Below are 25,826 nucleotides of genomic sequence, written 5' to 3'. Positions count from 1 at the left end.
CATGGAGGGATTACAATGCCATTAATTATTGTCGCTTTAGGAATTGTCGCTTTATTAATTTTAATAATGGGCTTAAAATTAAACACTTTTATTTCCTTGATCATTGTATCGTTTGGAGTGGGTTTAGCACTTGGGATGCCGCTTGACGGTATTGTCAAAACCATTGAAGCTGGATTAGGCGGAACACTTGGTCACTTAGCGTTAATCTTTGGACTTGGGGCGATGTTGGGTAAGTTGATTGCAGATTCAGGCGGAGCGCAACGCATTGCCATGACCCTTGTTAAAAAATTCGGTGAAAAGAATATTCAATGGGCAGTCGTTGCAGCATCATTTATTATCGGTGTCGCATTATTTTTTGAAGTGGGATTAGTATTATTGATTCCAATCGTATTTGCGATTTCAAGGGAATTAAAAGTTTCGATATTGTATCTTGGTATCCCAATGGTAGCGGCATTATCCGTAACTCACGGTTTCTTACCGCCGCACCCAGGGCCAACCGTCATCGCTGGTGAATATGGCGCAGACATTGGTCAGGTTTTACTTTACGGCTTCATCATTGCCGTTCCAACCGTTATTTTAGCTGGACCAGTATTTACGAAGATAGCTAAAAGATTAGTGCCTTCATCATTTACGAAAACAGGCAGCATTGCCTCTTTAGGGGAACAAAAATCTTTTAAACTTGAAGATACACCTGGATTTGGAATCAGTGTATTTACCGCGTTACTTCCGGTTATATTAATGTCAATTGCTACGATTATCACTTTGATGCAAAAAACGATGGGATTTGAAGATAATGGTTTACTGGCAGCTATCCGTTTCATTGGTGAAGCCGGTACTTCCATGTTGCTTTCCTTATTGTTTGCGGTCTATTCAATGGGATTGGCAAGAAAGATTCCAATGAAAGATATTATGGAATCTTGTACATCAGCAATCCTGCATATCGGAATGATGCTCTTGATCATTGGGGGCGGCGGAGCCTTCAAGCAAGTATTGATTGACGGCGGTGTAGGTGACTATGTAGCTGAATTATTCAAAGGAACATCATTATCACCAATCTTGCTTGCCTGGATCATCGCGGCAATCCTGCGCATTTCATTGGGATCTGCTACAGTTGCTGCGTTGACGACAGCTGGTTTGGTCATTCCGATGTTAGGTCAGACGGACGTTAACCTTGCTTTGGTCGTACTTGCTACAGGAGCGGGAAGTTTAATCGCTTCACACGTTAACGATGCCGGTTTCTGGATGTTTAAAGAGTATTTTGGCTTAAGCATGAAAGAAACATTTGCAACATGGACATTGCTTGAGACGATCATTTCAGTAGCTGGATTAGGATTCATTCTATTACTAAGCTTATTCGTATAGGCTTTCCCGGCAGTAAATCCCCGACTTATGGCAGGGATTTACTGCCTATTATTCTTACATAAAAGGAGCAGAAATAAAATGAACAATACAATTGGTGTCATTGGTTTAGGGGTAATGGGCAGTAATATCGCTTTAAATATGGCTAGTAAAGGGGAACAAGTAGCTGTCTATAACTATACCAGAGATTTAACGGATCAGCTTGTTGCTGAATTGGACGGTCAGTCGCTCCATCCGTATTACGAAATCCAGGACTTTGTTCAGTCACTGGAAACTCCAAGAAAGATTTTTCTAATGGTGACTGCGGGTAAACCGATCGATTCGGTGATCAATTCATTACTACCTCATCTTGAATCAGGTGATATTATCATGGACGGAGGTAACTCCCATTACGAAGATACAGAACGCAGATATGATGAATTGAAATCTAAAGAAATCAGTTATATAGGAATCGGTATTTCCGGTGGAGAAGTCGGGGCGTTAAAAGGACCTTCAATCATGCCAGGCGGAGATAAAGACGCCTATGAAAAAGTAGCTCCGATCCTGACTAAAATCGCAGCCAAAGTAAATGAGGACCCTTGTTGTACCTATATCGGCCCAAAAGGGGCAGGTCATTTTGTGAAAATGGTACATAACGGGATTGAGTATGCAGATATGCAATTAATTGCAGAGTCCTATACGTTTTTAAGAGAAAAGCTGCATTTAGAAGTTAATGAAATTGCTGACATCTTTGAAACATGGAATCAAGGCGAACTGAAAAGTTATTTAATCGAAATCACGGCTGATATCTTAAGGAAAAAAGATGACGTAACGGGCTTACCCTTGATCGATGTGATTCTTGATAAAGCAGGACAAAAAGGCACAGGTAAATGGACCAGCATGCAAGCGATTGATAACGGAATCCCAGCATCCATTATTACAGAGTCTTTGTTTGCTCGTTACATTTCCGCCTTAAAAGAAGAACGTGTTACTGCAGAAAACATTCTGACAGGCCCTGGGAACGTTGGGCAAAAATTAGATAAAAATGAGTGGATTGACTATATTAGACAAGCATTATATATGGGGAAAGTTTGTGCATACGCGCAAGGTTTCACTCAATATAAAATGACTTCTGAACTTAATGGCTGGGATTTGCCTTTAAAGGATATTGCGTTGATTTTCCGCGGTGGCTGCATCATTCGTGCAGAGTTTTTAAATGTCATTAGCGAAGCCTATCAAAAGCAGCCGAATCTGGCTAATTTATTGATCTCACCATACTTTGCTGAAAAGGTTACAGATTACCAAGTAGGATTGCGAAAGGTTGTCTGTGAGGGAATAAATTCCGGTATCTCGTTTCCAGCTTTAAGCGCTTCACTTTCTTATTACGATAGTTATCGTACAGGAATCTCAAATGCTAACCTCCTGCAAGCACAACGTGATTATTTTGGGGCACATACCTATGAGCGACGTGATTTAGCAGGAGTCTTTCACACAAACTGGCAGTGATGGAAAGTGATAAAAGAAACAGTCATTTTTCAATGACCGTTCATGAATTTAAAACATGTACCTTACTATAAGAGAGTTGCTTTGGCAGCTCTTTTTCTTAGGCTGTTTTCACATTCTTTGTTGCTATTTACCAAGTAGTGCGGTGTGGTTGATTTCCCCTCCAGATGCTCGCTTTCCGCGGGGCGGGCGGTGAGCCTCCTCGGCGTAAACGCCTGTGGGGTCTCACCTGTCCCGCTGCTCCCGCAGGAGTCTCACACTTCCGCTCCAATCAACCTTAAATAGTTTCGTTTTAAAAACAACAATCTTTACGAAAAGAGCCTTTTCTTATGTAAATAAAGGGGCAGGGCAGTTAAAAATTAAAAACAATAGAAATAATGCCTCTAATTAAAGAGGCTGAAAATTTTAGTTATGGCATTTTAATCGGTGTGTTTAATTGATCATAATCCCTATATGATCGATAGCATACCATTTTTTTATTCTTATCATACCCATCCAATTGCAAAATTTTGGATGGGTTGGTTTCTAAATAATAATGATACCCTTCCGTTTCTAAACTATAGAAGGCATAGGAAATTCCAAGCATTTGTTTGTTGGTGACTTTTGTATCAGGGTGATGTTGTATAAAATCAGCCAGTTGCTGTACAGATGTTGATGGAATGTCTGCGATATTAAATAATGTTTCCTTAATATTAGTCTTTACTTTATTCAAAGTAGTTTTTGCTTTATGTTTGATTTTGTTGGAACGTCTTGTCATAAATATCACTCCTACTCTGATTATAGTTAAAAGATTTATTATGTTATTTCCAATCAGCAAACGGAGTAAACACAAATTTGAACTTGGGAGAACTTCTAGTAAAAGAAAAAAACTGGTGGTAAAAATTGATAGGTGACAAATAATGTTTTTTGGAGAGGTTTAATACTCAGGTGAAGTGGTATATAAATGGTATCGGTTTATATCAGTTTCCCCTGCTGCCTTAACTTTTTTGATGATTGGGGTTCTTTACGAAAGAGTATCGTTTCATGAATAATGTCGACAGGCATCACATATTCTTCTTTTGATTATTACTAATTACTTTTGGATGAAAAAGGAGTGATATATCATGAGGCAAATGTGTATTTACTGTTTTAAATGGGCTGACATAGATACGATGACACCAATTTTTGACCAAGGTCGGGAGTTCGTCAATTATTATTGTGAAGATTGCGTTACTGCTGTTATGGATAATTTGTTTAAGCTCCCATCCAAACATGTATGCGAACAATCAAGAATCCACTAGCATCAAGCAATGCGATTTAAAAGTTAAGCGATTGCGCTGAAACAGCATAACTAGAGGCCATCTCAACCGAGAAGGGCTTTTTTTGTTCGGATTTGTCATCTTCTTAATAAAACCGCATTTTTAAAATTAATCTAGTCGACCCTTGTGGAACTTTGGTATATAGTCCTTTTTTCTTCTTTTTTATTTAAAGATGAATGGAAGGCATTAAATCTCCCTGTTATAGGGAGACCCTAACATGTGAAAGATTTAAATTGAAGGCCTCCCGCAGTTTACTGATGGGAGGCCTTTTCTTATCAAGTAATCCGGAGGTTTAACCCTAGTTATTTCAACCCACTTAAACAATATGAACATACCGAATATTATTAAGTGGTACTCATGAGGTAGTATATCGGATTGAGGAAAAGTATGAATTTGGATTAGCTATAAACAATAAAAACAGTTACGAAACTAAGCATTTAAGGGGAAGATTAACCTGTTAAAGGAATTCAATGTTTGTTATACTCTTGACGCTGATGTTAAGTGGGAGAAAATAAAAAAGGGATTGAGCAGTAAAAAAGAGGATGTTTTACAAGAAGTCTTAAAAAGGATGGAGCACTGTGAGTATTTTATTGTAAAAAGTGATAGTAAGAATCATATTATCAATACATCATTAATACGTTATATACGTATTTTTGAAAATAAGTAATCTCATTGCTGCTTTCTTGGAATATAAGTTATGGTTGTATTCTCCTAACAGTCTATCTGGGAGGGGATTTTTCTATGGCAAAAAAGGGGTAAACCTTTTCATTCATATACAGAGCGAGTCAGGTTGATTGACACTTTTGAAAGGAGTGTAAAGATGAATAAAGAATTGGATGATGGTTTTACTGAGGCATTAATGGTTTCCCTTCAAGACGAAAGAGTCATTGAAAAGATAAAAGCTATAGCAGAAGCGGGTCCGTATAGTCAATTGGGGGAACAAAAGGAACTGCTGAAAGAAAAAGAAAAAGAAATAGCAAAACTCCGACAAGAGATTGAGTCGAAGAAAGAAGAAATTAGTGAATACCAAATAAAGATTACCCATCTAAATGAGAAAATGGAATCCTATTATAATGAATTGCAAAAGAGAAGAGCAGACTATCGGGAAGCAGAAGAACTTCACGAAGCTGTTCAACAATTATCCGAAACCACGAAAAGTTCCTTAAAAGGAATCTTCAAGGGCGGTTCAGTGCAGGAATTCATTGTCTGTGGTGTACAATATGAAAACATTTCATCACTGTGGGATTTTATTAAAAACGAGATTATGGAAGGACGGGAGCAGGAAAGAGAGATTTTGCTCGCCCTTTTTCTGTATTTCTTTCAAGAATACAGTAAAACATACGATACCCCTTTATATAAAATCCAGGAAGTGAAAATGAATGAGGTCTTCAGAGAAGACTTGTACATAAGGACCATCAATAGCAAAATATCCGGGAACATTACGGACATCCTGCTGCCAGGATATATAAGCATTAATGGTAAAACCATTAAAAAATCCGTTGTGAGAATCTAGCAGGCGAAAAAGAGAATGATATAAAAGGAGAAATAACAATGACATCGATTATTATCCCAGAGATTGAAGAGGGCATTGAAAAAATCCTTCTTGTACAATGGTATAAGCAGCCAGGCGATTATATTACGGTGGGCGAAAGCTTGGCCCAATTCAGCTGTGAGGGCATCGAATTTGACCTTTTTTCAGAGAAAGAAGGCACCCTTAAAGAATTGAATGTAGCGGAGGACACTATAGTCAAGATTGGTGATCTGATATGTTATTTGGATTCTGGTGAAGATCTTTCAGAAGAATTATTAAAAGAAGTTGAAAAACAAGAAACGATAGAAGATAAAGAGCCGTTTGAGAACGTAACAAGTTTAGCTGAAAAAAATAACATAGACAGTTCCATTTACTTAATGAATAAGAGCGAAGAGCAGGTTCCATTTTCACCTGATTCCCAAACCGTTCCGGTCTCTGCCATTTCAATGACTTATGAAGAAGTGAGATCGCTAATCAGCCATTTATATCAGCGTGCCGAAGAAACCCTTTTTAAGGATGAAGCGAGCTTCTTTCAAGACATTAAAAAGATGCTCCGTTCCAGATGGGTTTACATGAATGACGGGAATGTTATATATGATCACAATATTGCGGCTTTATTCCCTTATAGAAAATACTATGAATTAATGGATGAAGATTTTGACTACAAAAAGCATCTGGACGTTTCCGGTTTTATAGGTGATGCCATGACGCGTGAAGAAACTGCCAAAAGTTTCAATACACCCGATCACCCTGTATATAAGAAAATAATAGCTCTGGATGATTACTCCGCGAGTAAAAATCCTTCCATTTCAAGGATATTTGCCAATCAAACGGCGAACTCTTCTAAATCAATAGCGTTTAAATCAAACGGGTACGACATTCAAAGCTTCGATGTAATAAATCAAAAAACGAATTTGCTGGGAAAAGGATTTTTCGTTCCTGTTTTCCGTTTGAATGGGGAAAATGCTTTTGAAATCAATGACCGAATGGCTCTCCATCTCTGGCTGGAAAACCGGTTAGTACCAAGTGGATTAAGCGCAGAAAGCCAGAAGGAGTATGATTATTTACTGGAATTGTATCAATTAAAGGGCTTAGATCATGAAAGTTTTCTTAAAGAATTGCCATCGATCGCTATCGATTCCAAAACGTTTTATGAGAAGCTTTTAAACTCTGAAAAAGTAAGAGCTGATATTGATACATATGATGAAAAGATGTTAACAGATCCAAACCGGGGACATTGGGATTTATGGCCTGTCCTCTCTGATGAAAAACCTTTAACGATAAAACTGAACGAAGAAATAATGGCCAGAAACCCTAAAATGGATATTAGGGAGGACGGCATAGTTGGCATTGATTTTGGAACGAAAAGTACAGTTGTCGTTCATCAAGAAGAAAGTGATTTTACCCTTCCCATGCGTATTGGGGTTGGCTACCTTAACACGGAAGTACAAGACTGGCATTATGAAAATCCAACCGTGATTGAATTTATTGACTTAGAACATTTCCTGGAGCTTTATCAAGGAAAAGAAGGAAGACCAGATACAAGGTGGCAGGATGTGACGGTTTCCCACAATGCTCTTAACAACTTGATGAATGGGAAGAGTGACCATTATTATTCCATATTGAATAATCTAAAGCAGTGGGCTGGAGAAAAGAATAACGAACTCCGATTAAAAGACAAGAAGGGATATGCGGTTGTACTGCGTTCCTTTTTGGACTTAACCGATCAGGAAATCAACCCAATCGAGTTATACGCCTACTACCTTGGTTTGTATATCAATAACCAGAACAATGGAATTTACCTCGATTACACCTTATCTTTCCCGGTGACGTATGAAAAAGAGGTAAGGGAAAAAATTCTAAAGTGTTTTGAGCGTGGGTTAAAAAAGACGCTGCCTATGCCGATTCAGCAGGATGAAGAATTAATGAAAAAGTTTCGTGTCACCGCTGGGGCGAGTGAACCTGCTGCCTATGCCGTCTGTGCGTTACAGGAATACGGGTTTGAACCGGAAGAGAATGAAAAAACATACTATGGTGTGTTTGATTTTGGTGGAGGAACGACAGATTTTGATTTTGGGATTTGGCGTGAAGCGGGCTTGAAAGAAGGCAGATATGATTATGTCATTGAGCATTTTGCAGCGGGCGGGGACCGTTATTTAGGTGGAGAGAACCTGCTGGAGCTTTTGGCGTTCCAAGTGTTTAAAAACAACCAAAGAACAATGCGTGAGCTAAACATTCCTTTTACCCTCCCGGCAGAATGTGTGAAATTTCCCGGAAGTGAAACACTGATTAATGAGTCACAAGAATCCTATTTAAATACGAAACAATTGGTGGAAAAATTAAGGCCGCTTTGGGAAAGGCATGAACGGTATGAAGAACAGTTTGGAAAAGGCATGATCCGGGCAGACTTGTTTAACAAAGCCGGCCACGCAAAACTCAATGTGGAACTTTTGATCGATCAAGATGAAATGGAACATCTGATTGAGGAGAGAATCGACAAAGGCATTAAAAATTTCTTTGAGTCTTTACGGCGCGCTTTTGCCCGGTCAGAACACAGCAAAATTAATAAAGTGAATATACTGCTTGCGGGTAATTCAAGTAAATCCCCGGTCGTTATGAATCTATTTAATAAATGGATTGAAAGGGAAGCACAGAACACTCAGAACTGGGGAGAAGTGTCTAGCGATCTTTTTGAGATTCTCCCGCCACTCGGGACAGCGGGCGCTTATATAAAGCAAGAAGAGAGAAACAGAGTGGTTAACCGAGATATAATAACTGCTCCTACAGGAAAAACAGGCGTTGCCTTCGGACTTGTACAAAGCAGGAAAGGCGGAAGTATAAAAGTTATTGACCGCGATATGGTGAATGGTGAATCGAAGTTCAAGTATTTTCTTGGCATCGGGAGAAAAGGGAAATTAAAAACAATGATTGATCAAGAAGAAGAGTATAACAAGTGGCATCTTTTCATTGATGCGTCAGAAGAGGATTTTGAAATTTATTACACAAGCCTGCCGGAAGCTAGTACCAACCAGCTTGATATTAAACAGGCACAGAGGAAAAAACTTCGAATTGAGCATGTGGATGATTCAGCTTTTGTTTATATTCGAACCATAAGCCCGACTGTTATCGAATATGTTGTTGCAGACGAAGGCTCGATTTTAAATGGGGGTTATTTATCTGAAATTAATAAAGTGGAATTAAGCTGATCTTTCGATGTGAAAATTCACGAAAAGGCCTCCCGAGTAATCTATGGGAGGCCTTTTCGCGCTCATCGCATTTGACCGTTTAATAGCTTCCCGTGGCACTTTATATGTCCTGGGGCTCTATGTGTATATCAGGAGGTTCACTTCTTTGATCCTCCTGATGTTCCATAATCATTAATGGTTATTTTTACATTGTAGTTGACCGGAGTTTCACTAAATGTTTGGTCCCAATCCTTTTTGACCTTATTCCATACTTTGGGGTGCTCAATTCTCAATCGATTTCCAAAACCAGCGACGTCCACTTGGTATTCATGTTGCATTTTTTCCAATACATTCCCCACCAGGCGTTTCACTTCTTTTTCAGATGATTTTTCTGCTTTTTTGAGAAATTCATTTTTAAAAGTATTTCCTGGAACTACCCAGTCTTCAGACAGTCTTCCCACTGATTCAATGTTTACATCAAAAGAGATGCTGTCTCCTTTAACTCGAGGAATGATATTGCTTTTCATGGACTCTATTTCATAAACGATCAGTTGGCCGGTTTCTTTGTCAAAGCTTTTCACTACACCTCCTTTTCCCTTACCTGTTATCCAAGTTACGCCCTCCAGTTCCTCTTCATTCAAAGTACCAGTCATTTTGTGTGTCTTTCCTTTGATCACGGCAGCTCCCGCAAATTTGACTTCCCCTTTCACTGATAGTACATTTTGCAAAAGAAAACTTGATTCTGAATTGAGCTTGCTCTCTATTTTAATAAGCGACATAGGAGGTAAAATCCTTGTTGTTCGAAAGGTATTTTCTACAATGCCAACAAGACGAAACGCGGGAATTTCTCCTGCAGTCTTTGTTTCCAGTGTTTTGCTTGCTCTTCCATTACTGATGAGCACAATACAGCTTGGTCTAAAATCATTATCACGAAAATTAAGATCAAGTAATTGTTCCAAACCATGTGATTTTGCAAGCTTTTCACTAATAACAATCACTTTCATATGGTGAGCGGTTAAAGGTTGTTCGCTTCTCAATGGTAATTCACGAGTCATCTGAAGGATAGAATCTCCCGTTTCAGAAACATTCAGATAAGATTTTTGTTGTGGCCCGGCTTGTTTCGTTGTTGAACTTGCTACTTGTGGAGTGATAAGTTGATAGGTTGAAGTAATCAGGTCTTTTTTTAAATATCCCTCCCCTTGTTCATTAAACTCTTTCTCAATGAAGGACTTCTTGCCTGTATCAAATGCCAAACCTATACCTAAACTTTGCTCTTCAATTTCATGACTGCTCCAGCATCCTGTAAGGGATAAGAACAAAAGAACGGAGAGGGAAACGAAGAGAGGCCGTATATTTTTATGTGTTTGTTTCATATTTTCCTCCCTTTACTCTTGAGATAATAAGCAGGAGAAGCGGGAGTAAACCAAATAAAAACAATGCAATATTGCCGACGAAATCTCCTAGTTTAAAGAGGTCATTGATATTTTTGGGAATCATGGCAATGATGTAAAGAATCGGAAGCAAGCCAAACATGAATGGGTGAATGCTCTTTTTCGAAAGTTGTGCCAGCCCTAAAGCAGCTGCATAGTAGGTGATTGAAAACGTGGCAAATATTTGCATGATCCAAACTACGAGCAATAAAGATTCAAACCGTTCAAAGATCAAACCGGCGACCTCAAAACTTCGGATAAGATCAAGTGTCGGCCATGTTCTCGTGACCACTCCATCAATAGATAATGCCCCGATAACCATTACGACCGTTATCACGTAAAAAATCAATGGAATGGAAACTCCAACAAGAACGGCTTTTACTGCTTTTTTTGGCGAATTCATAAACGGAATAAGCACTAACATGATTTCAGACCCTGTAAAAGCGAGAGCCGTTGTTTTTACTCCTTTAAGTACAGGGATAACTCCTTCTCCTAATACCGGACGCAGATTATCGATCTCAAATATTTTAAAGCTCATAAAGGCAACAACCAAAAAAAGGATAACTGTCAAAGGTAATATAATTTCAAAAAGACGGGCAATCGGGTTAATGCCGCCGATGATCAGATAGAGGCCCACCCACATAAACATTATAATAATTGCCCAGTTAGGCGTACCTTCAAGAAGTAAATACCTTATAACCTCGGCCATTGAACGGAGCTGAAAACTGGAAGTTGTAAGGAAATAACAGATTATAACTAAACTGAGTAACCCACCCACCCATTTTCCAACAATATCATTGATGTATTGATAAAAGGTTTTTTCGGGAAACCGTTGGCTTAATTTGACCATGATCACCCCCGCGATTATCGCGATAACTCCGCCTAAAATAACGCTTATCCATGCATCTGGTGTATGTACCTTTTCCGTAGATGCTCTGGGTAGGGTGAGTAATCCTGTACCGAGTATGAAGTTGATGACAATGACAGCTGCTTGAGGAGTTGTAATTCTGTCTTTCGGACTGAGAATCATTTTTTTAACCACCCTTTCACCGATAGGTTATCCTTTACGCATAGGGTTTTTTGTATGCATCATCTTTGGACGGCGTTTCATCATCATAAGCGGCATGCGAACCATCAGGTCTTTCCATTCACTTAAGCGATAAGGAACGGCTGGACTCAAATAGGGTACACCAAAGCTTTTTAATTTAACTAAATGGCTGGTCATTAAAAGAAAAAAGAGAATGACTCCGTATAATCCAAATGTGGCAGCACAAATCATAGCTGGAAAACGCAGAATCCGTAATGTAATCCCAATACTATAGTGCGGAATGGAAAATGATGAAATGGCTGTTAAGGCTACTACAATGACCAAAACAGGGCTAACGATCCCTGCCTGTACAGCAGCTTCCCCAATGATTAAACCGCCGACGATACCCATTGCGGGACCGATTGGCTTAGGTAATCTCAGTCCTGCTTCCCGCAAAATTTCGATGGATATTTCCATGAATAATGCTTCGATAAGTGCCGGAAACGGAACCCCGGACCTGGTTCCTATAATGGAGATGGCCAGTTTGGTCGGAATCAACCCTGAATGAAAAGAGATGAAAGCTATATACAAAGACGGTGTAAAGAGAGCCAGAATAGCTGCGAGGTAACGAAGCATACGTATGAATGTGCCAGGAATCCACCTTTCATAATAATCTTCTGGCGATTGTAGCATCATGCTTAATGTAACTGGAACGATCAAAGCGAATGGCGTCCCGTCTAATAAGATGGCCACTCGGCCTTCCATCAACGCAGCGATCACGCGATCAGGGCGCTCTGTATTCTGTACCTGTGGAAAAGGACTAAGGTAATTATCTTCGATAAGTTGCTCTACATAACCCGATTCCGGCACACTATCAATATCAATTCTCTTAATTCGATTTTCCACCTCTTGAACTAATTCGGGGTCAACAATATCTTTTATGTATGCGACTACCAAGTCTTTTTTCGAACGCTTTCCAACTTGGAATTTTACTAACGATAAATTCTCATTTTCACCGCTACCTCTTAAAAAAGAGGTATTGTCACTCAATGATTCAGTGAAACCGACCCGTGGACCTCTGACTAATGCCTCTGATACCGGCTCTTCAACCGTCCTTGTTTTAAGTTTTGCAGTTCCAAGGATCAGCGCATCCAATGATCCATCAATTAAAAGGGCGGTAGAACCTGTTAGCACTTTAGATGCTAATTCTTTAATGGAACGAACAGCTTCAATTTCACTAATGGATAACACTTCATTTTTTATAAATTCTTTTGAAATGCTTCCTTTGAGGTAGGGAAGGTCCTGTTTATATTCTGCTGAAAAATCAACCATCAATGATGGCATAATATGTTTATCAATGAGATCTTTATCCGATAGTCCATCCACAAAAATGATAATTGACCGTATACCGGTACGCCCTAGATTAAATTCCCGAAAATGCACATCCCAATTATGTCCAATTTCTTGCCTAACCATTTCTAGATTTAAATTAAAATTATCTGTAAACTGATACGTTGTATCTTGGGAGGCGTTTGCTTGTTGTTTGTCCTTATCGGTACCTTTTCCTTTATTACCAATCCTTGATAGCCATTCTTTCATCATCATCACTCATCCTTTGAGGTGCGAAGCAAATTAAACAATTTGCTGATTAAATACGGAATAACAAACACAATGAAAGCTTGTATAAAAACCTGCCATTCTGGAAGGTAGGAAACAATCGTTTTCCACATTTTCATCACCCTATACTTGTCTCAGATAGCACCCAAAATTCCTTTATTTCTCATATAGTATTAATATCTTCTGTGTTTCTTATGCAATGAAGTTAAAAGTCATTTATACTTCACGTTGCTTTGTGGGAAAATTGATTTTGAATATAGTAGAGGAGAGAAAGAGGAGAATTGTGAACGTTGCTTTTACTGGGGCGATGAAATGATGGAAAGATTATTGGGATGACTTAACCTCAGATTTGAAAATATAAAAAATAAATATCAAATTGAAATGATGTTAGTAATGATATATACTGAAAATTGAGAATTATTGGTAAATATTATCTTTTAATCCGCATTTATCAACATAATGTTAAAATATCCCAATCGTAATTCCGGGACGGAAAAGGATACTCCATTAGCGCTTTTAGTGATTCCTGGTGAAAAAAGAACCGAACTTTCGGTAAAGTTGTTCTTTATTTTCTAAAGTGATTTCAAAGGGGTGGAAAATGATGAATATATGGACAAGCTGCACACTGAGTTCAATTCTGGCACTTTCCTTATTAGCACCATCCGTGTCTTTTGCTAATGAAAATCAAAATCATGAAGCCGCTGTGCGTAAGGAAACTTCCAGCCAGTATCCAATATTAAAGAAAGTAAATAAACCGGAAGAAGCGGGCTTTTCGTCTGAAAGGCTGGAAAAAGTGGATCAGCTTATTGAAATGGAAGTGGCTGCCGGTTTCCCCGGTGCTGCCCTGATTGTCATAAAGGACGGAAAGATCGTTAAAAATGAAAGCTACGGGTACAAACAGAAGTTTAATGAACATACACCTCTTAAGAAGTTCCGGAAAATGGAAAATGACACGTTATTTGACCTTGCTTCAAACACTAAGATGTATGCAACCAATTTTGCCATTCAGAAATTAGTCAGCGAAGGCAAGCTGAATATCCAGGCAAGAGTCCAGCAATACATTCCTGAATTCAAAGACACGGAGGAGGATGTGATCAAAGGAAAGGACAATCTGAGAATTATTGATGTACTTCACCATACAGCAGGGTTTAGACCCGATCCGCAATACCATAATCCAAAGGTTTCGAAAGAACTTTATTCCCAGGAGCGGGATAAAACCATCGAGTTCATTTCCAAAACACCGCTCACATATGTACCTGGAACACAGAATGTCTACAGTGATGTCGATTATATGCTGCTTGGTGCCATTGTTGAAGAAATAACGGGTCAGCAGCTTGATGTCTATGTTGAAAACGAATTGTACAAGCCGCTTGGGTTGAAAAATACTAAGTTCAATCCTCTTAAAAAGGGCTTTAAGCCAAAGGATTTTGCCGCAACTGAATTGCTTGGCAACACGCGGGATGGCGTGATAGATTTCCCTAACATTCGCACATATACACTTCAAGGGGAAGTGCATGATGAAAAAGCCTTTTATTCGATGGGGGGCGTTTCAGGGCATGCGGGCCTTTTCTCCAATACGGAAGATATGGCTGTCCTTCTGCAGGTGATGCTGAATGGCGGGGGATACGGTAAACATACGTTGTTTGATCAAGAAACAATCGATGAATTCGTCGCACCTTCCGAGATGAATCCTACATATGGACTTGGGTGGAGACGAAATGGCGATGCTAGCATGGAGTGGATGTTCAGTCCTTATGCAAGCGATAGTGCCTACGGTCATACTGGATGGACCGGGACGGTCACGATCATTGATCCGGAAATTGGTTTAGGGATTGTTTTACTTACAAATAAAAAGCACTCTCCGCTCGTCAATCCTGTAGCCAATTCCAATCAGTTTTTTGGCGACCTCTTCAAAACAGGAAGCTATGGAAGTGTTGTAACTGCGATTTATGAAGCATTGGAAAACGAATGAATAAATGTATATCTCCATAAAGTTTAAGGCCTCCCATTAATGTCGGGAAGCCTTTTTTTTGTTCTATCAGAATGGCTGGAAGCTTTATTCTAAACAGTTTGGGCAAGGATCAGATTTTTTATATGCTCCGTCTTGATGGAGCAAATTATCATGGGCACCTTGTTCGGTAAAGGATTGGACAACGCGGATGCCGCTAATATTATTTTTGATACGGGCATTATAATTTGCGATATCACCAAACATCCTTTTGAAAGCCCTTGTCATTTTACGGCTGAAATAAACGGATAAGACTATCAAAAAGGGAACAACCGTAAATACGATAATGGTGAATTGCCAATTAATTTGGAACATGACGAAGAAAGCGCCCAAAATGGTCATGAACGCTATGAATAAATCCTCTGGGCCATGGTGTGCGATTTCCCCGATGTCCATTAAATCATTCGTCATCCTGGATACTAAATGCCCTGTTTTATTATTGTCAAAAAATTTAAAGGATTGCTTTTGCAGCTTGGAGAAAAGATTTTCCCTATGGTCCATTTCGATGTTTATACCAAGTTTATGTCCGTAATAATAAACGATGAAGTTTAATAGAGTACTCAATAAGTAGATGACAAGAAGCGCTACGCATGCTATTACATGATTCAAAATAGTGTCCCATAGGGGAAACAGGGAGAAGCCATCACTGCCTGTGATAGCCTTGGTTATTATTTCACTAAAATTTTTAAAACATTATCAATGATTTATTCATTATTGCCCCGGTGTATAACCAGCTTTCATCAGCAGAAAACTCATGAACATTTCCGGGTTTCAAAGCTGGTGCACTTTTCCATAAAGACTCATTCAATGCTTTAGAGCCAGTGGATTCATCACTATTGATCAAGAAAAGGTGATCGGTATTCATCATGCCTTTCACTGCTTTAGTGGGTTCATTCCTTGCCGTTTAATTTATGCACTATCTTGGAAAAAAGGGCAGGTGACGCCTGCTAGACTATTATTGGTAGGCATAGGAATTAATGCAGCTTTCGGTGCAGGTCTGGTCATCTTCCAGATGAAAATGGAACCGAACAATTTCATGATGGCATTAATCTGGTTATCCGGGACGATCTGGGGGACGAATCGTGAAAAACATTTTATATAAAGTTACAGAAAAAAGCCCATTTTCCAGGACGCTAATGAGGATGGGCTTTTTTGCATGAATGGTTGATTGATAAATATTGATGATGGCTGTAAGGGTAAAAAGCAACTTTCGGGAGTGATGAATCATCCCCTAAAAGAACTATTTTAAAAAATATATTGACCGAATAGCTTGTATCCGCTTACAATGATATTTAGTTATTAGTGTATTTAGAAAATTGTAAAAGAGGTACCTGCATGACAAAGGAATTCGACAGAAGAATCGGGCGCCATGCAATCATGTACGCGTTTGCGGACGAAGAGGAAGAAGTCATATTGACGAATGAGCTTAAGCGGATGGATTGGCTTTATGGAAAAGGTAAAGTCGGTTCAATGGAGCTGCAGAAAATAGTTGCGGCCATTGAGACATCAGCGAAAAGACTTGGATTGGTCAATCCCGATATGTATCGTGAAATGCATGCGCTGTATCATGCGATCATCGAAGCACTCCAAGGAGTGACACGCGGCCAAGTCGAGCTTGGCGGTCTTTTGAGGACTGCGGGCCTTCGGTTTGCAATCGTTCGGGGCAGGCCGTTTAAAAACGGGGACGAAGGTGAATGGATTGCTGTCGCCGTGTATGGAACGATTGGGGCACCGGTTCGGGGATTTGAACATGAAGCCGTTGGCTTGGGAATTAACCACATTTAAATAATTAAAAGCCTATAGTTATTTAGTGAAATAGGGGGCTGTATTGAAAGACTGGATAAGTCTGTCAATATGGCCTCCTTTTGTTTGTTTAAAAAAAGAATAGGGGTGCAGGAAATGATTATGTTAACAGGCCAAACTTTAACGATTGAAGAAGCGAAAAAAGTATTGTATGGAGAGGCATTTGTCTCTGCTTCCGCCGAGAGTGTTAAGAAAGTGGAAAAAAGCCGGGAAGCGGTTGAAAATATCGTGAAACAAAAGAAAGTCGTCTATGGCATCACAACAGGTTTTGGAAAGTTCAGCGATGTTTTGATTGATGCAGAGGACGCAGAGCAGCTACAGTGGAATTTGATCCATTCCCATGCGTGCGGAGTCGGGGAACCATTTCCAGAGGTGGTTTCGAGAGCTATGGTCCTTCTCCGTGCCAATGCGCTATTAAAAGGGTTTTCCGGCGTCCGTCCTGTCGTCATTGAACGTTTGATCGATCTTTTGAATGCTCATATCCACCCGGTCATCCCTCAGCAAGGTTCTCTTGGGGCAAGTGGGGACTTGGCGCCGCTTTCGCATTTGGCGCTAGTATTGATGGGAGAAGGGGAAGTGTTTTATAAAGGAGAGCGAATGGAGGCCATCGTAGCCTTATCGAAAGAAGGCATTCTTCCAGTGACGCTTAAAGCAAAAGAAGGCCTTGCATTAATTAACGGAACACAGGCCATGACGGGGATGGGCCTCGTAAATTACATTGAAGCCGAACAGCTGGCCCATCAAACTGAAGCGATTGCTTCACTGACTTTAGAGGGATTACGCGGCATTGAAGATGCCTTTGATCCGGATGTTCATCTTGCACGCGGTTACCGCCAGCAAACAGAGGTCGCGGAACGGATTAGCCGCATGATCAGCGGCAGCCAGCTCATCACCAAGCAAGGAGAACTGCGGGTTCAGGATGCTTATTCCCTCCGCTGCATCCCGCAAGTGCATGGGGCATCATGGCAAACGCTTGATTATGTAAAAGAAAAATTGGAAATTGAAATGAATGCTGCGACGGATAATCCGCTTATTTTTGACGATGGGGAAAAGGTTATTTCAGGGGGGAACTTCCATGGCCAGCCGATAGCATTTGCGATGGACTTCATGAAAATCGCTGTTGCCGAGCTTGCAAATATATCAGAGCGCCGGATTGAGCGACTCGTCAATCCTCAGCTAAATGATTTACCGCCATTCTTAAGTCCGTCACCTGGCTTACAGTCGGGAGCGATGATCATGCAATATTGTGCAGCTTCACTCGTCTCTGAGAATAAAACGCTCGCACATCCTGCAAGTGTTGATTCCATTCCATCTTCAGCGAACCAGGAAGATCATGTAAGCATGGGAACGATTGGATCCCGGCACGCACATCAAATCATTCAAAACGTTCGCCGCGTTTTGGCGATTGAGCTCATTTGTGCCTTACAAGCGGTGGAATACCGTGGAATAGAAAAGATGGCTCCGTTTACAAAAGAGTTTTATACGGAAGCAAGAAAGCTCATTCCAAGCATTACACAAGATCGTATCTTTTCAAAGGATATTGAAGCGACGGCAAGCTGGTTACAGCAAATCGATTGGAATTCATTTATTCATAGGAGTTTGCCTACGACATAATATGAAGCTCGGAATATCCGAATCTTAAAAAACGGTGTTTCCTTTTTCAATAAACGTTAGGCTTATAGCCCTTTGACTTGGGCTTTTAAGCCTAACTTCGTTATGTAAATGCTACATAGATCCCTGAAATCCAAAAAGGTCCCGGCATTAGAGAAAATGACCTTGAAATAGTAATAAATGCAGGAAATGACTATTGATGGAATGATCGACTTTACCTATTCGTGCTAGATTAAAAATGCATTTTTGGAGGGGAATCTAATTTGGAAAATCGGCAATTGCAACCACCTGTCATAAATGAACAAAACCAGCCGTCAAATACTTTACAAAGAAAGCTAAAAGCGCGCCACCTTACGATGATTTCGCTGGGCGGTGCAATTGGAACAGGGCTGTTTCTCGGAAGCGGTCCAGCCATTCACTCTGCAGGGCCTGGCGGTGCTTTGGTCGCTTACACCGTAATTGGTATAATGGTTTATTTTATTATGACAAGCCTTGGAGAACTGGCATCGTTTATGCCGGTCAGCGGCGCTTTCAGTACCTATGCTACGCGTTTCATCGATCCGGCATTAGGGTTTGCGCTTGGTTGGAACTATTGGTTCACTTGGGCGATGACTCTTGCCGCGGAACTGTCTGCCGCAACGATGGTAATGAAGTTTTGGTTTCCTGACAGCTCGTCTTTTTTATGGAGTTCTTTGTTTTTAGTTTTGATATTCTTATTGAATTACGTATCTGTTAAAGGGTATGGCGAAGGGGAATATTGGTTTTCCCTCATCAAAGTGGCGACCATCATCATTTTTATCGTTGTCGGAATATTGATGATATTCGGGATCATGAACGGAGAGGCGATTGGTTTTGAAAATTTCACAGTTGGTGACGCTCCGTTTGCCGGTGGTTTTTTGGCAACTTTGGGTATTTTCATTGCTGCTGGATTTTCTTTTCAAGGTACAGAAATAGTCGGTGTGGCAGCCGGTGAAAGTGAAGACCCTGCAAAAAATGTACCTCGTGCAGTTCGCAGCATTTTTTGGAGAATCTTCCTCTTTTACATCCTGGCCATACTTGTTATCGGATTGATCGTTCCTTATACGAATGGCAGTCTGCAGGGACACACGATCATGGTTAGCCCGTTTACGATGGTGTTTGAAAAAGTGGGACTGGCATTCGCTGCTTCCGTGATGAATGCAATCATTTTGACAGCTGTATTATCCGCTGGTAATTCGAGTCTTTACGTGACAAGCAGAATGTTGTACTCAATGGCAAAAGAAGGACTGGCACCGCGTATTTTTGGGAAGCTTAACAAACGCGGTGTTCCCATTTGGGGACTGGTCGTCACTTCACTTGTAGGGATGCTGGCATTTTTTGCTTCCATTTTCGGTGATGGAGTTATTTATATTTGGCTTATGAATGCGGTTGGAGTCACTGGATTTATATTTTGGCTCGGTATAGCGGCAAGCCATTACCGGTTTAGAAAAGCTTATATTGCCCAAGGCCATTCACTAGACGATCTTCCCTATAAGTCAAAATGGTTTCCTTTCGGTCCGATATTTTCCTTTGCTCTTTGTTTTTTCGTTTTATTGGCGCAAAACTATCAAGCCTTTATTGGCGATCATATTAACTGGGCCAGTGTGTTCGCTGCCTATCTTGGCATCCCATTCTTTCTGGTAATGTGGCTTGGTTATAAGTTCATTAAGAAAACAAAAGTAATTCCGCTAGAGGAATGCCAAATTGATTTTGATGAACATAGGAATGCTAATTAGTATGTACCGATAATATGCATTAACCTTGAAATGAAATTGTTGTTTCAAGGTTTTTTTTCTGTATATATGACACATTTCCATGTATGTCTGCATAAAAAATAACCAATAAAAAAATGTGTGAAATCCCAATCTTGCCATGTCATTTTTAAGCGGGAAATTATATTTTCCACTTTTTGGATGACTTTAGATTTTAAAAAAACTGAAAAAAAATTGTGGCGGATGATGGGCGTTTATGATTATAGGAAGTCGAAGTGTTGGTATATCAAGGTTTTTAGAGCCTTCCGTAACCTTTAGAATCGATGGTTTAAATGGGCTTTTTAGGCAAGAATTCCGTCCCACATCATTTGAACTTATATTCATTCTTTGTTAAGGTAATTAAGTACTTTAGGGATACAGGTTCATTCCTTGTGCTGGGACTGAACATAACTCTAAAAAAAAAACCATTATATTTCAGTTGGTATATGCTGTGCCTGTTAGTTTCCTCAGTTGTATTGCACCTCTTTTCCCTGCAAAGCTCAAATTAGACATATTGGGAATCCCATAATCATATTTCTATGCGTTTTGGTGTTATACTGCACTGCAAGTATCATTCCACCTGGTAAAGGAAATGAAGTACTTTTAGAGGGTAGTCGTAAGTCCATCATCCGGACAAAACTCTAAGTGGAAATCGTTTATATTACAGTTGGTATATGTTGTGCCTGCTAGTTTCCTCAGTTGTGATTGCACCTCTTTTTTCCTACGTGAAATGCTCAATTTATCACACAAAATATAATCCAAGTAAAGAATTTTTTCTTGGGAATAATAAATATAGATTATTTTTCTACGCACGTATGCCCTGTGCCGCTTAATAAGTGTCACTTCCGCTTTTTTGAAGAAAAAGTAATGGGTAGAATTTCGGTTATTTCAAGATACTTGTGCATTAATAATCATCACTCGCATAAAACGGGGGAATTCAGCAAAACTGAATATCATATGGGCAACTATTAGAATGAGGTGACTTGATGAAGCCGAATGTAGAAGTCAGAAATGTCTCGAAAATTTTTGGCAAATCTCCAAAAGCAGCAACAGACTTATTGAAGCAAGGCAAAACGAAAAAAGAGATCTTGAAAGAAACGGGACAAACGGTCGGAGTGAATAATGTTAATTTCGAGATTTATCCCGGTGAGATTTTTGTCATCATGGGCCTATCCGGAAGCGGGAAATCCACTTTGATCCGCATGTTCAATCGTTTGATCGATCCCACCTTGGGTGAAATCTTAATTGATGATGAAGATATCGTGAAGATGAACGCTGCCCGGTTAAGGGAAGTCAGACAAAAGAAAATAAGCATGGTATTTCAGAACTTCGCTTTATTTCCGCATAAAACGATATTGGAAAACGCTGAATTCGGGCTCGAAATTAAAAAAATGGATCCAGCAAAACGTCATGAAAATGCGATGAAGGCTCTTGAGGCCGTTGGATTGAAAGGCTACGAAAATCAGCTGCCATCACAGCTTAGCGGTGGTATGCAGCAAAGGGTTGGGTTAGCCCGGGCACTCGCAAGTGATACGGATATCCTACTGATGGATGAAGCCTTCAGTGCCCTCGATCCATTAATTCGTAAGGATATGCAGGATGAACTGATTCAAATCCAAGATCAGTACAAAAAAACGATCATTTTCATTACCCATGATCTTGATGAAGCATTAAGAATCGGGGATAGAATTGCCCTTATGAAAGATGGAAGTGTCATTCAATTGGGAACCCCTGAACAAATCATGATGAATCCAGCCAATGAGTTTGTCGAGAAGTTTGTGGAAGATGTTGATCTATCAAAAGTATTGACAGCGTCTCATGTGATGATACGCCCAGAGAAGATCGCTGTGGACAGAGGTCCGAGGGTTGCCCTCGAAATCATGCGCAAACAAGGGTATTCCAGCATTTTTGTTGTGGATAGAAAGCAGAAGTTATTGGGGGCCGTGACTGCTGAACAGGCTCGTCAGGCAATGAGCAATAACCAATCGATTTCTGAGGTGATGTCAACAGATATCCCAACTGTAAAAGAGGATGAATTACTTGGAAACCTCATGGATGTGATGGCGACTTCAAGCTTGCCGATTTCAGTCATCGATGATCAGAACAGAATTAAAGGAATTCTTCTTCGCGGTGCCGTCATCGGTGCTTTGGCCGGAAATAAAGATTCCTTGAATGAAATGGAGAGTGAATAATTCAATGAATATGCCGAAAATCCCACTAGGAGCTTGGGTCGATTCTTTAGTGGATTGGATAACTATTGTATTTGCTGGATTATTTACATTTATAACGAATGTGATCGAGGGTCTATTGAATATCTTGGTCGATGTAATGAGTGCAGGACCTTCGCTTGTGTTAATTATCGTCCTGACCCTCCTGGTTACCTATACAAGCAAATGGCCATTAGGAATTTTTGCATTCATCAGCTTAATTTTGATTGATAATCTGGGTTATTGGGAATCAAGCATCCAAACACTGGCGATCGTTATTTTGTCAGGAGTCTTAACGATCGTGATCGGGATACCGATCGGAATATGGTGTGCCCAAAATAAAACCGTACGCAATATCGTTACCCCGATCTTGGACTTCATGCAAACAATGCCTGCATTCGTTTATTTGATTCCTTCGATCTTATTCTTTGGAATAGGGGTAGTGCCTGGAATCATTGCGTCATTCATTTTCGCAATCGCACCGACAATCCGTATGACCAATCTTGGGATTCAGGAAGTGCCTAATGATCTGATCGAAGCATCGGATGCTTTTGGTTCAACCAGCAGCCAAAAGTTATTCAAGGTACAAATACCATTGGCTACTCCAACGATTATGGCAGGAGTTAACCAAAGCATCATGCTGGCACTATCCATGGTTGTTACAGCCTCATTGGTTGGAGCACCCGGACTTGGGGCGGATGTCTACAGGGCAGTCAGCCAAATTAATGTGGGGCAAGGATTTGAAGCAGGATTATCCATTGTAATCATTGCAATCATACTCGATCGTATCACGCAAAACCTTCGTAAACCAGCTTACGAACATATCGTTAGCAGGAAAATCATTTTTACGATTTTGGCCTTACTAGTTGTGGGTACTGCGCTATTCGGTACTTTTACAAAAGAAAAAGCCATGAATGGGGATGAAAACAGTCTTGCTGCAAAAACCAATTATGAAATCATCGGAATTGAACCTGGCGCAGGATTGATGAAGCTGACTAAAACGGCTATAGATGATTATAAGCTGGATGATTGGAAGTTGGTTGAAGGGTCATCGGCAGCGATGGTTGCAGAATTGAAAAAAGCAATCGATAAAAAAGAACCGATCATCGTTACTGGATGGTCACCGCATTGGATGTTCTCGAAATATGACTTGAAATATCTTGAAGATCCTAATGAGTCATTCGGCGGAGCTGAAAACATCAATTCGATTGCCAGAAAAGGACTTGAACAGGATGCACCTGGTGCCTATAAGATTCTTGATCAATTCAACTGGGAAACAAAAGATATGGAAGACGTAATGGTCGAAATTTCCGATGGAATGTCTCCTAAAGAAGCTTCGGAAAAATGGATAAAGGAAAATCAGGACAAAGTATCCAAGTGGACCCAAGGTGCACAATCAGGAAATGGTGAAAAAATCAAACTGGTTTATGTTGCTTGGGACACTGAAATTGCCAGCACGAATGTGATTGGCAAGGTCCTGGAGCAGAATGGCTATGATGTAACATTAAGTCAGGTTGAAGTCGGACCAATGTTTGCCGGCGTTGCAAACGGAAGTGCGGACGCAATGGTGGCTGCATGGCTCCCGGGAACACATCTTGAATACTATAATAAGTATAAAGATGATATGGTTAACCTTGGACCAAACTTAAAAGGAACAAAGAATGGTCTGGTCGTACCGGATTACGTCGAAATTGATTCGATTGAAGACTTGAAATAAGAAAAAAGAGGGGATTTCAGAAATGAAATCCCCTCTTTTTTTAGTTTTGATGGGCTGCTGGGCTTTTGAGTCCTGAAGATCAATGGATGTTAACGAATTTATTCCTCAATTCCTCTTCCGTTACTTCGATCTTGCCTTTCAAATCTTCAGCCAGCAATACATAACTTTTCACGCCAATGAACTCTGAATGTGATATTAAAAAGAATTTTGTTCCTTTTTTATACGCAGAAGGAACATCTTCAATCAACTTAAACATTTTCATCCTTTTTCCACCTTGGATATCATAAATTCGTAACACATGTATTCATAACTACATCGTAATAGCATTGAACAAGTTGAAAAGGAATTAGGTCACTTCTAAGAGACGACTTCTTCTTTTCACTTTTTATATCATTGATATTTATGAGCGGTCAACTATTTTTACTGGTAGATACAAGAACCAGCCGTACTTGTCATTTGTTTGTAAATTATGATTATTCCTAACTTTCTGTGGAACTGGCTATCGTTGAATGTTAAAATTCAGTTGGAAAACAGTGTTCTTTATATATAAGAAAGAGAAAAGAGAGGCAATGAGTTGTTAAAAGGGTCTCAAAAAGTGTTTGGAAGGTGTGGAAATATTGAAACCAATTATATTCGATGTAGATACTGGGATTGATGATGCCATGGCGATGGCATATGCTTTAAATTCCCCTGAATTGGAAGTGCTCGGATTCACCACTTGCTTTGGTAACGTGCCCGTTGTTGAATCGACCCGTAATACGCTTGCCGTCTTGGAGAAATTAAATAGGCGCATACCGGTTTATGAAGGTGCTGGCCAAACTTTGGTACGCGGAAGGAAGAAGAGGTATCCCAAGCATGTCCATGGGGAAGACGGGTTAGGAAATACCCTTCGGTTTGAACCAACCATCAAAGCATCACAAGGAAATGCAGCAGATTTCATTATCGATCAAGTGAAAAGCAGACCGCATGAAATTACGATCATTGCAGTTGGACCACTGACTAACATCGCATTGGCGATTAATAAAGCGCCACTGATCATGTCGCTTGTAAAAGAGGTCATAATTATGGGCGGTGCCGTAAACGTACCTGGAAATGTAAGCTCTTATGCTGAAGCAAACATTATTTCAGATCCTGAAGCAGCCGATCAGGTATTAACTTCTGGACTGCCAATCACACTAGTGGGGCTTGATGTGACACTGCAAACATACCTACTGAAATCGAAGCTTGATGATTGGCGTGCCACTGGTAAGGAAAGCGCCAAATTTTTAGCGGAAATGACGGATTATTATATGGAAGCATATGAAAACTCCCATCCAGGTTTAGGCGGTTGCGCCCTTCACGATCCGCTTGCTGTCGGGGTTGCGATTGATTCAAGTTTTGTGAGTACAGAGTTGATGACCGTCAAGGTGGTGACCGAGGGTGAAGAAACAGGCAGGACAATCGGTCAAAAGGATGGCGAACCTAGAATCCGTGTCTGTACGAATGTGGAAAGTGAGCGGTTTTTGAAAGATTTTTTGGAACGGGTTATATGACTTAGCAACTTAATTGAATCATGGATTAAACATAAAGGCTATCACTTTTCCAAAAACCATTGGGAAGAGATGGCCTGTTTCTGTTGGGAATATCGATTCTCGCTATATGACACGGATTCCTGCTGCGGCTGATTGTAAAAATAGGTCTTCCATTCATTCTGATGTCCTTTTTAAATGGTTTGGATTCGATCAATAATAAAGGTGAACAGTCTGAAAAGAATCATTTTCAGACTTTTAATCAAACGTTTGA

At 40.2% G+C, this 25,826-nt stretch carries 18 protein-coding genes and 1 pseudogene; 12 read left to right on the top strand and 7 right to left on the bottom strand.

Features of this window, described 5'->3' with window-relative positions:
* Positions 1–15: 15 nt before the first annotated feature.
* Positions 16–1,362 carry a GntP family permease gene (locus ACIQYG_RS23050; protein ID WP_402842952.1) on the top strand — a complete coding sequence of 449 codons (1,347 nt, stop codon included), beginning with the start codon at positions 16–18 and terminating at the stop codon, positions 1,360–1,362.
* A gap of 78 nt (positions 1,363–1,440) precedes the next feature.
* Positions 1,441–2,844 carry a decarboxylating NADP(+)-dependent phosphogluconate dehydrogenase gene (gene gnd, locus ACIQYG_RS23045; protein WP_402842950.1) on the top strand — a complete coding sequence of 468 codons (1,404 nt, stop codon included), beginning with the start codon at positions 1,441–1,443 and terminating at the stop codon, positions 2,842–2,844.
* Between the two features lie 406 nt (positions 2,845–3,250).
* Here the strand turns inward: gnd and ACIQYG_RS23040 are convergent, their stop codons facing one another.
* Positions 3,251–3,598, bottom strand: a complete 348-nt coding sequence (locus ACIQYG_RS23040; protein ID WP_402842947.1) for a hypothetical protein — start codon at positions 3,596–3,598, stop codon at positions 3,251–3,253.
* 1,361 nt (positions 3,599–4,959) lie between these two features.
* On the opposite strand from ACIQYG_RS23040, the gene ACIQYG_RS23035 reads away from it, so the two are divergent.
* Both ACIQYG_RS23035 and ACIQYG_RS23030 read left to right on the top strand, forming a co-directional pair.
* On the top strand, positions 4,960–5,652 hold the full coding sequence (locus ACIQYG_RS23035) for a hypothetical protein (RefSeq protein WP_402842944.1): 693 nt from the start codon (positions 4,960–4,962) through the stop codon (positions 5,650–5,652).
* A 38-nt stretch (positions 5,653–5,690) separates the two neighbouring features.
* Positions 5,691–8,876, top strand: a complete 3,186-nt coding sequence (locus ACIQYG_RS23030; protein WP_402842941.1) for a biotin/lipoyl-containing protein — start codon at positions 5,691–5,693, stop codon at positions 8,874–8,876.
* Between the two features lie 137 nt (positions 8,877–9,013).
* Here the strand turns inward: ACIQYG_RS23030 and ACIQYG_RS23025 are convergent, their stop codons facing one another.
* From ACIQYG_RS23025 to ACIQYG_RS23015, 3 genes are read right to left on the bottom strand one after another with little or no spacing between them, the layout of a single operon-like run.
* A complete protein-coding gene (locus tag ACIQYG_RS23025) occupies positions 9,014–10,228 on the bottom strand; it encodes a Ger(x)C family spore germination protein (RefSeq protein WP_402842938.1) in 1,215 nt (404 codons plus the stop codon).
* A complete protein-coding gene (locus ACIQYG_RS23020; RefSeq protein ID WP_402842935.1) occupies positions 10,212–11,315 on the bottom strand; it encodes a spore germination protein in 1,104 nt (367 codons plus the stop codon). Before ACIQYG_RS23020 ends, ACIQYG_RS23025 begins: the two co-directional genes overlap by 17 nt.
* Before the next feature lie 27 nt (positions 11,316–11,342).
* Positions 11,343–12,911 (bottom strand): spore germination protein, encoded by a 1,569-nt coding sequence (locus ACIQYG_RS23015; RefSeq protein WP_402842991.1) that lies wholly within the window; start codon positions 12,909–12,911, stop codon positions 11,343–11,345.
* 619 nt (positions 12,912–13,530) lie between these two features.
* Between ACIQYG_RS23015 and pbp4b the strand changes: the two genes are divergently transcribed.
* Positions 13,531–14,901: a penicillin binding protein PBP4B gene (pbp4b, locus tag ACIQYG_RS23010; RefSeq protein ID WP_402842990.1), complete on the top strand. Its 1,371-nt coding sequence runs from the start codon at positions 13,531–13,533 to the stop codon at positions 14,899–14,901.
* A 159-nt stretch (positions 14,902–15,060) separates the two neighbouring features.
* Here pbp4b and ACIQYG_RS23005 read toward each other — a convergent pair.
* Positions 15,061–15,570, bottom strand: a pseudogene (locus ACIQYG_RS23005) (ABC transporter transmembrane domain-containing protein); the annotation flags it as partial.
* Between the two features lie 52 nt (positions 15,571–15,622).
* Positions 15,623–15,805 (bottom strand): hypothetical protein, encoded by a 183-nt coding sequence (locus tag ACIQYG_RS23000; protein WP_402842933.1) that lies wholly within the window; start codon positions 15,803–15,805, stop codon positions 15,623–15,625.
* On the opposite strand from ACIQYG_RS23000, the gene ACIQYG_RS22995 reads away from it, so the two are divergent.
* From ACIQYG_RS22995 to ACIQYG_RS22970, 6 genes are all read left to right on the top strand, one after another.
* Complete coding sequence (locus tag ACIQYG_RS22995) at positions 15,788–16,039, top strand: iron chelate uptake ABC transporter family permease subunit (protein WP_402842931.1); 252 nt, start codon at positions 15,788–15,790, stop codon at positions 16,037–16,039. The two genes, ACIQYG_RS23000 and ACIQYG_RS22995, sit on opposite strands and share 18 nt — an antisense overlap.
* Positions 16,040–16,272: 233 nt before the next feature.
* Positions 16,273–16,722, top strand: a complete 450-nt coding sequence (gene hutP, locus ACIQYG_RS22990; RefSeq protein WP_309077638.1) for a histidine utilization transcription antiterminator HutP — start codon at positions 16,273–16,275, stop codon at positions 16,720–16,722.
* A 114-nt stretch (positions 16,723–16,836) separates the two neighbouring features.
* Positions 16,837–18,354 carry a histidine ammonia-lyase gene (gene hutH, locus ACIQYG_RS22985; protein ID WP_402842928.1) on the top strand — a complete coding sequence of 506 codons (1,518 nt, stop codon included), beginning with the start codon at positions 16,837–16,839 and terminating at the stop codon, positions 18,352–18,354.
* 353 nt (positions 18,355–18,707) lie between these two features.
* The gene (locus tag ACIQYG_RS22980; RefSeq protein WP_402842986.1) at positions 18,708–20,105 is read left to right on the top strand and encodes an amino acid permease; all 1,398 of its coding nucleotides are present in this window, start codon (positions 18,708–18,710) and stop codon (positions 20,103–20,105) included.
* A gap of 1,001 nt (positions 20,106–21,106) precedes the next feature.
* A complete protein-coding gene (locus ACIQYG_RS22975; protein ID WP_402842926.1) occupies positions 21,107–22,312 on the top strand; it encodes a quaternary amine ABC transporter ATP-binding protein in 1,206 nt (401 codons plus the stop codon).
* A 4-nt stretch (positions 22,313–22,316) separates the two neighbouring features.
* Positions 22,317–24,044: a glycine betaine ABC transporter substrate-binding protein gene (locus ACIQYG_RS22970; protein ID WP_402842924.1), complete on the top strand. Its 1,728-nt coding sequence runs from the start codon at positions 22,317–22,319 to the stop codon at positions 24,042–24,044.
* Positions 24,045–24,123: 79 nt separating this feature from the next.
* Here the strand turns inward: ACIQYG_RS22970 and ACIQYG_RS22965 are convergent, their stop codons facing one another.
* Complete coding sequence (locus ACIQYG_RS22965) at positions 24,124–24,306, bottom strand: hypothetical protein (RefSeq protein WP_402842922.1); 183 nt, start codon at positions 24,304–24,306, stop codon at positions 24,124–24,126.
* A gap of 355 nt (positions 24,307–24,661) precedes the next feature.
* On the opposite strand from ACIQYG_RS22965, the gene ACIQYG_RS22960 reads away from it, so the two are divergent.
* Positions 24,662–25,576, top strand: coding sequence for a nucleoside hydrolase (locus tag ACIQYG_RS22960; protein ID WP_402842919.1), 915 nt, complete (start codon positions 24,662–24,664; stop codon positions 25,574–25,576).
* The last annotated feature ends 250 nt before the right edge of the window (positions 25,577–25,826 follow it).

The sequence above is a fragment of the Peribacillus sp. NPDC096622 genome, from assembly GCF_044762665.1.
Classification (GTDB): domain Bacteria; phylum Bacillota; class Bacilli; order Bacillales; family DSM-1321; genus Peribacillus; species Peribacillus frigoritolerans_B.
The sequence above is the reverse complement of the archived record's forward strand: the minus strand, read 5'-3'. Positions and strand labels throughout refer to the sequence as shown.

Bases quoted from the DNA above. Each gene is read 5' to 3' on its own strand.
- ACIQYG_RS23050 (WP_402842952.1), top strand. From the start codon at position 16: ATGCCATTAATTATTGTCGCTTTAGGAATTGTCGCTTTATTAATTTTA.
- gnd (WP_402842950.1), top strand. From the start codon at position 1,441: ATGAACAATACAATTGGTGTCATTGGTTTAGGGGTAATGGGCAGTAAT.
- ACIQYG_RS23040 (WP_402842947.1), bottom strand. From the start codon at position 3,598: ATGACAAGACGTTCCAACAAAATCAAACATAAAGCAAAAACTACTTTG.
- ACIQYG_RS23035 (WP_402842944.1), top strand. From the start codon at position 4,960: ATGAATAAAGAATTGGATGATGGTTTTACTGAGGCATTAATGGTTTCC.
- ACIQYG_RS23030 (WP_402842941.1), top strand. From the start codon at position 5,691: ATGACATCGATTATTATCCCAGAGATTGAAGAGGGCATTGAAAAAATC.
- ACIQYG_RS23025 (WP_402842938.1), bottom strand. From the start codon at position 10,228: ATGAAACAAACACATAAAAATATACGGCCTCTCTTCGTTTCCCTCTCC.
- ACIQYG_RS23020 (WP_402842935.1), bottom strand. From the start codon at position 11,315: ATGATTCTCAGTCCGAAAGACAGAATTACAACTCCTCAAGCAGCTGTC.
- ACIQYG_RS23015 (WP_402842991.1), bottom strand. From the start codon at position 12,911: ATGAAAGAATGGCTATCAAGGATTGGTAATAAAGGAAAAGGTACCGAT.
- pbp4b (WP_402842990.1), top strand. From the start codon at position 13,531: ATGAATATATGGACAAGCTGCACACTGAGTTCAATTCTGGCACTTTCC.
- ACIQYG_RS23000 (WP_402842933.1), bottom strand. From the start codon at position 15,805: ATGATGAATACCGATCACCTTTTCTTGATCAATAGTGATGAATCCACT.
- hutP (WP_309077638.1), top strand. From the start codon at position 16,273: ATGACAAAGGAATTCGACAGAAGAATCGGGCGCCATGCAATCATGTAC.
- hutH (WP_402842928.1), top strand. From the start codon at position 16,837: ATGATTATGTTAACAGGCCAAACTTTAACGATTGAAGAAGCGAAAAAA.
- ACIQYG_RS22980 (WP_402842986.1), top strand. From the start codon at position 18,708: ATGATTTCGCTGGGCGGTGCAATTGGAACAGGGCTGTTTCTCGGAAGC.
- ACIQYG_RS22975 (WP_402842926.1), top strand. From the start codon at position 21,107: ATGAAGCCGAATGTAGAAGTCAGAAATGTCTCGAAAATTTTTGGCAAA.
- ACIQYG_RS22970 (WP_402842924.1), top strand. From the start codon at position 22,317: ATGAATATGCCGAAAATCCCACTAGGAGCTTGGGTCGATTCTTTAGTG.
- ACIQYG_RS22965 (WP_402842922.1), bottom strand. From the start codon at position 24,306: ATGAAAATGTTTAAGTTGATTGAAGATGTTCCTTCTGCGTATAAAAAA.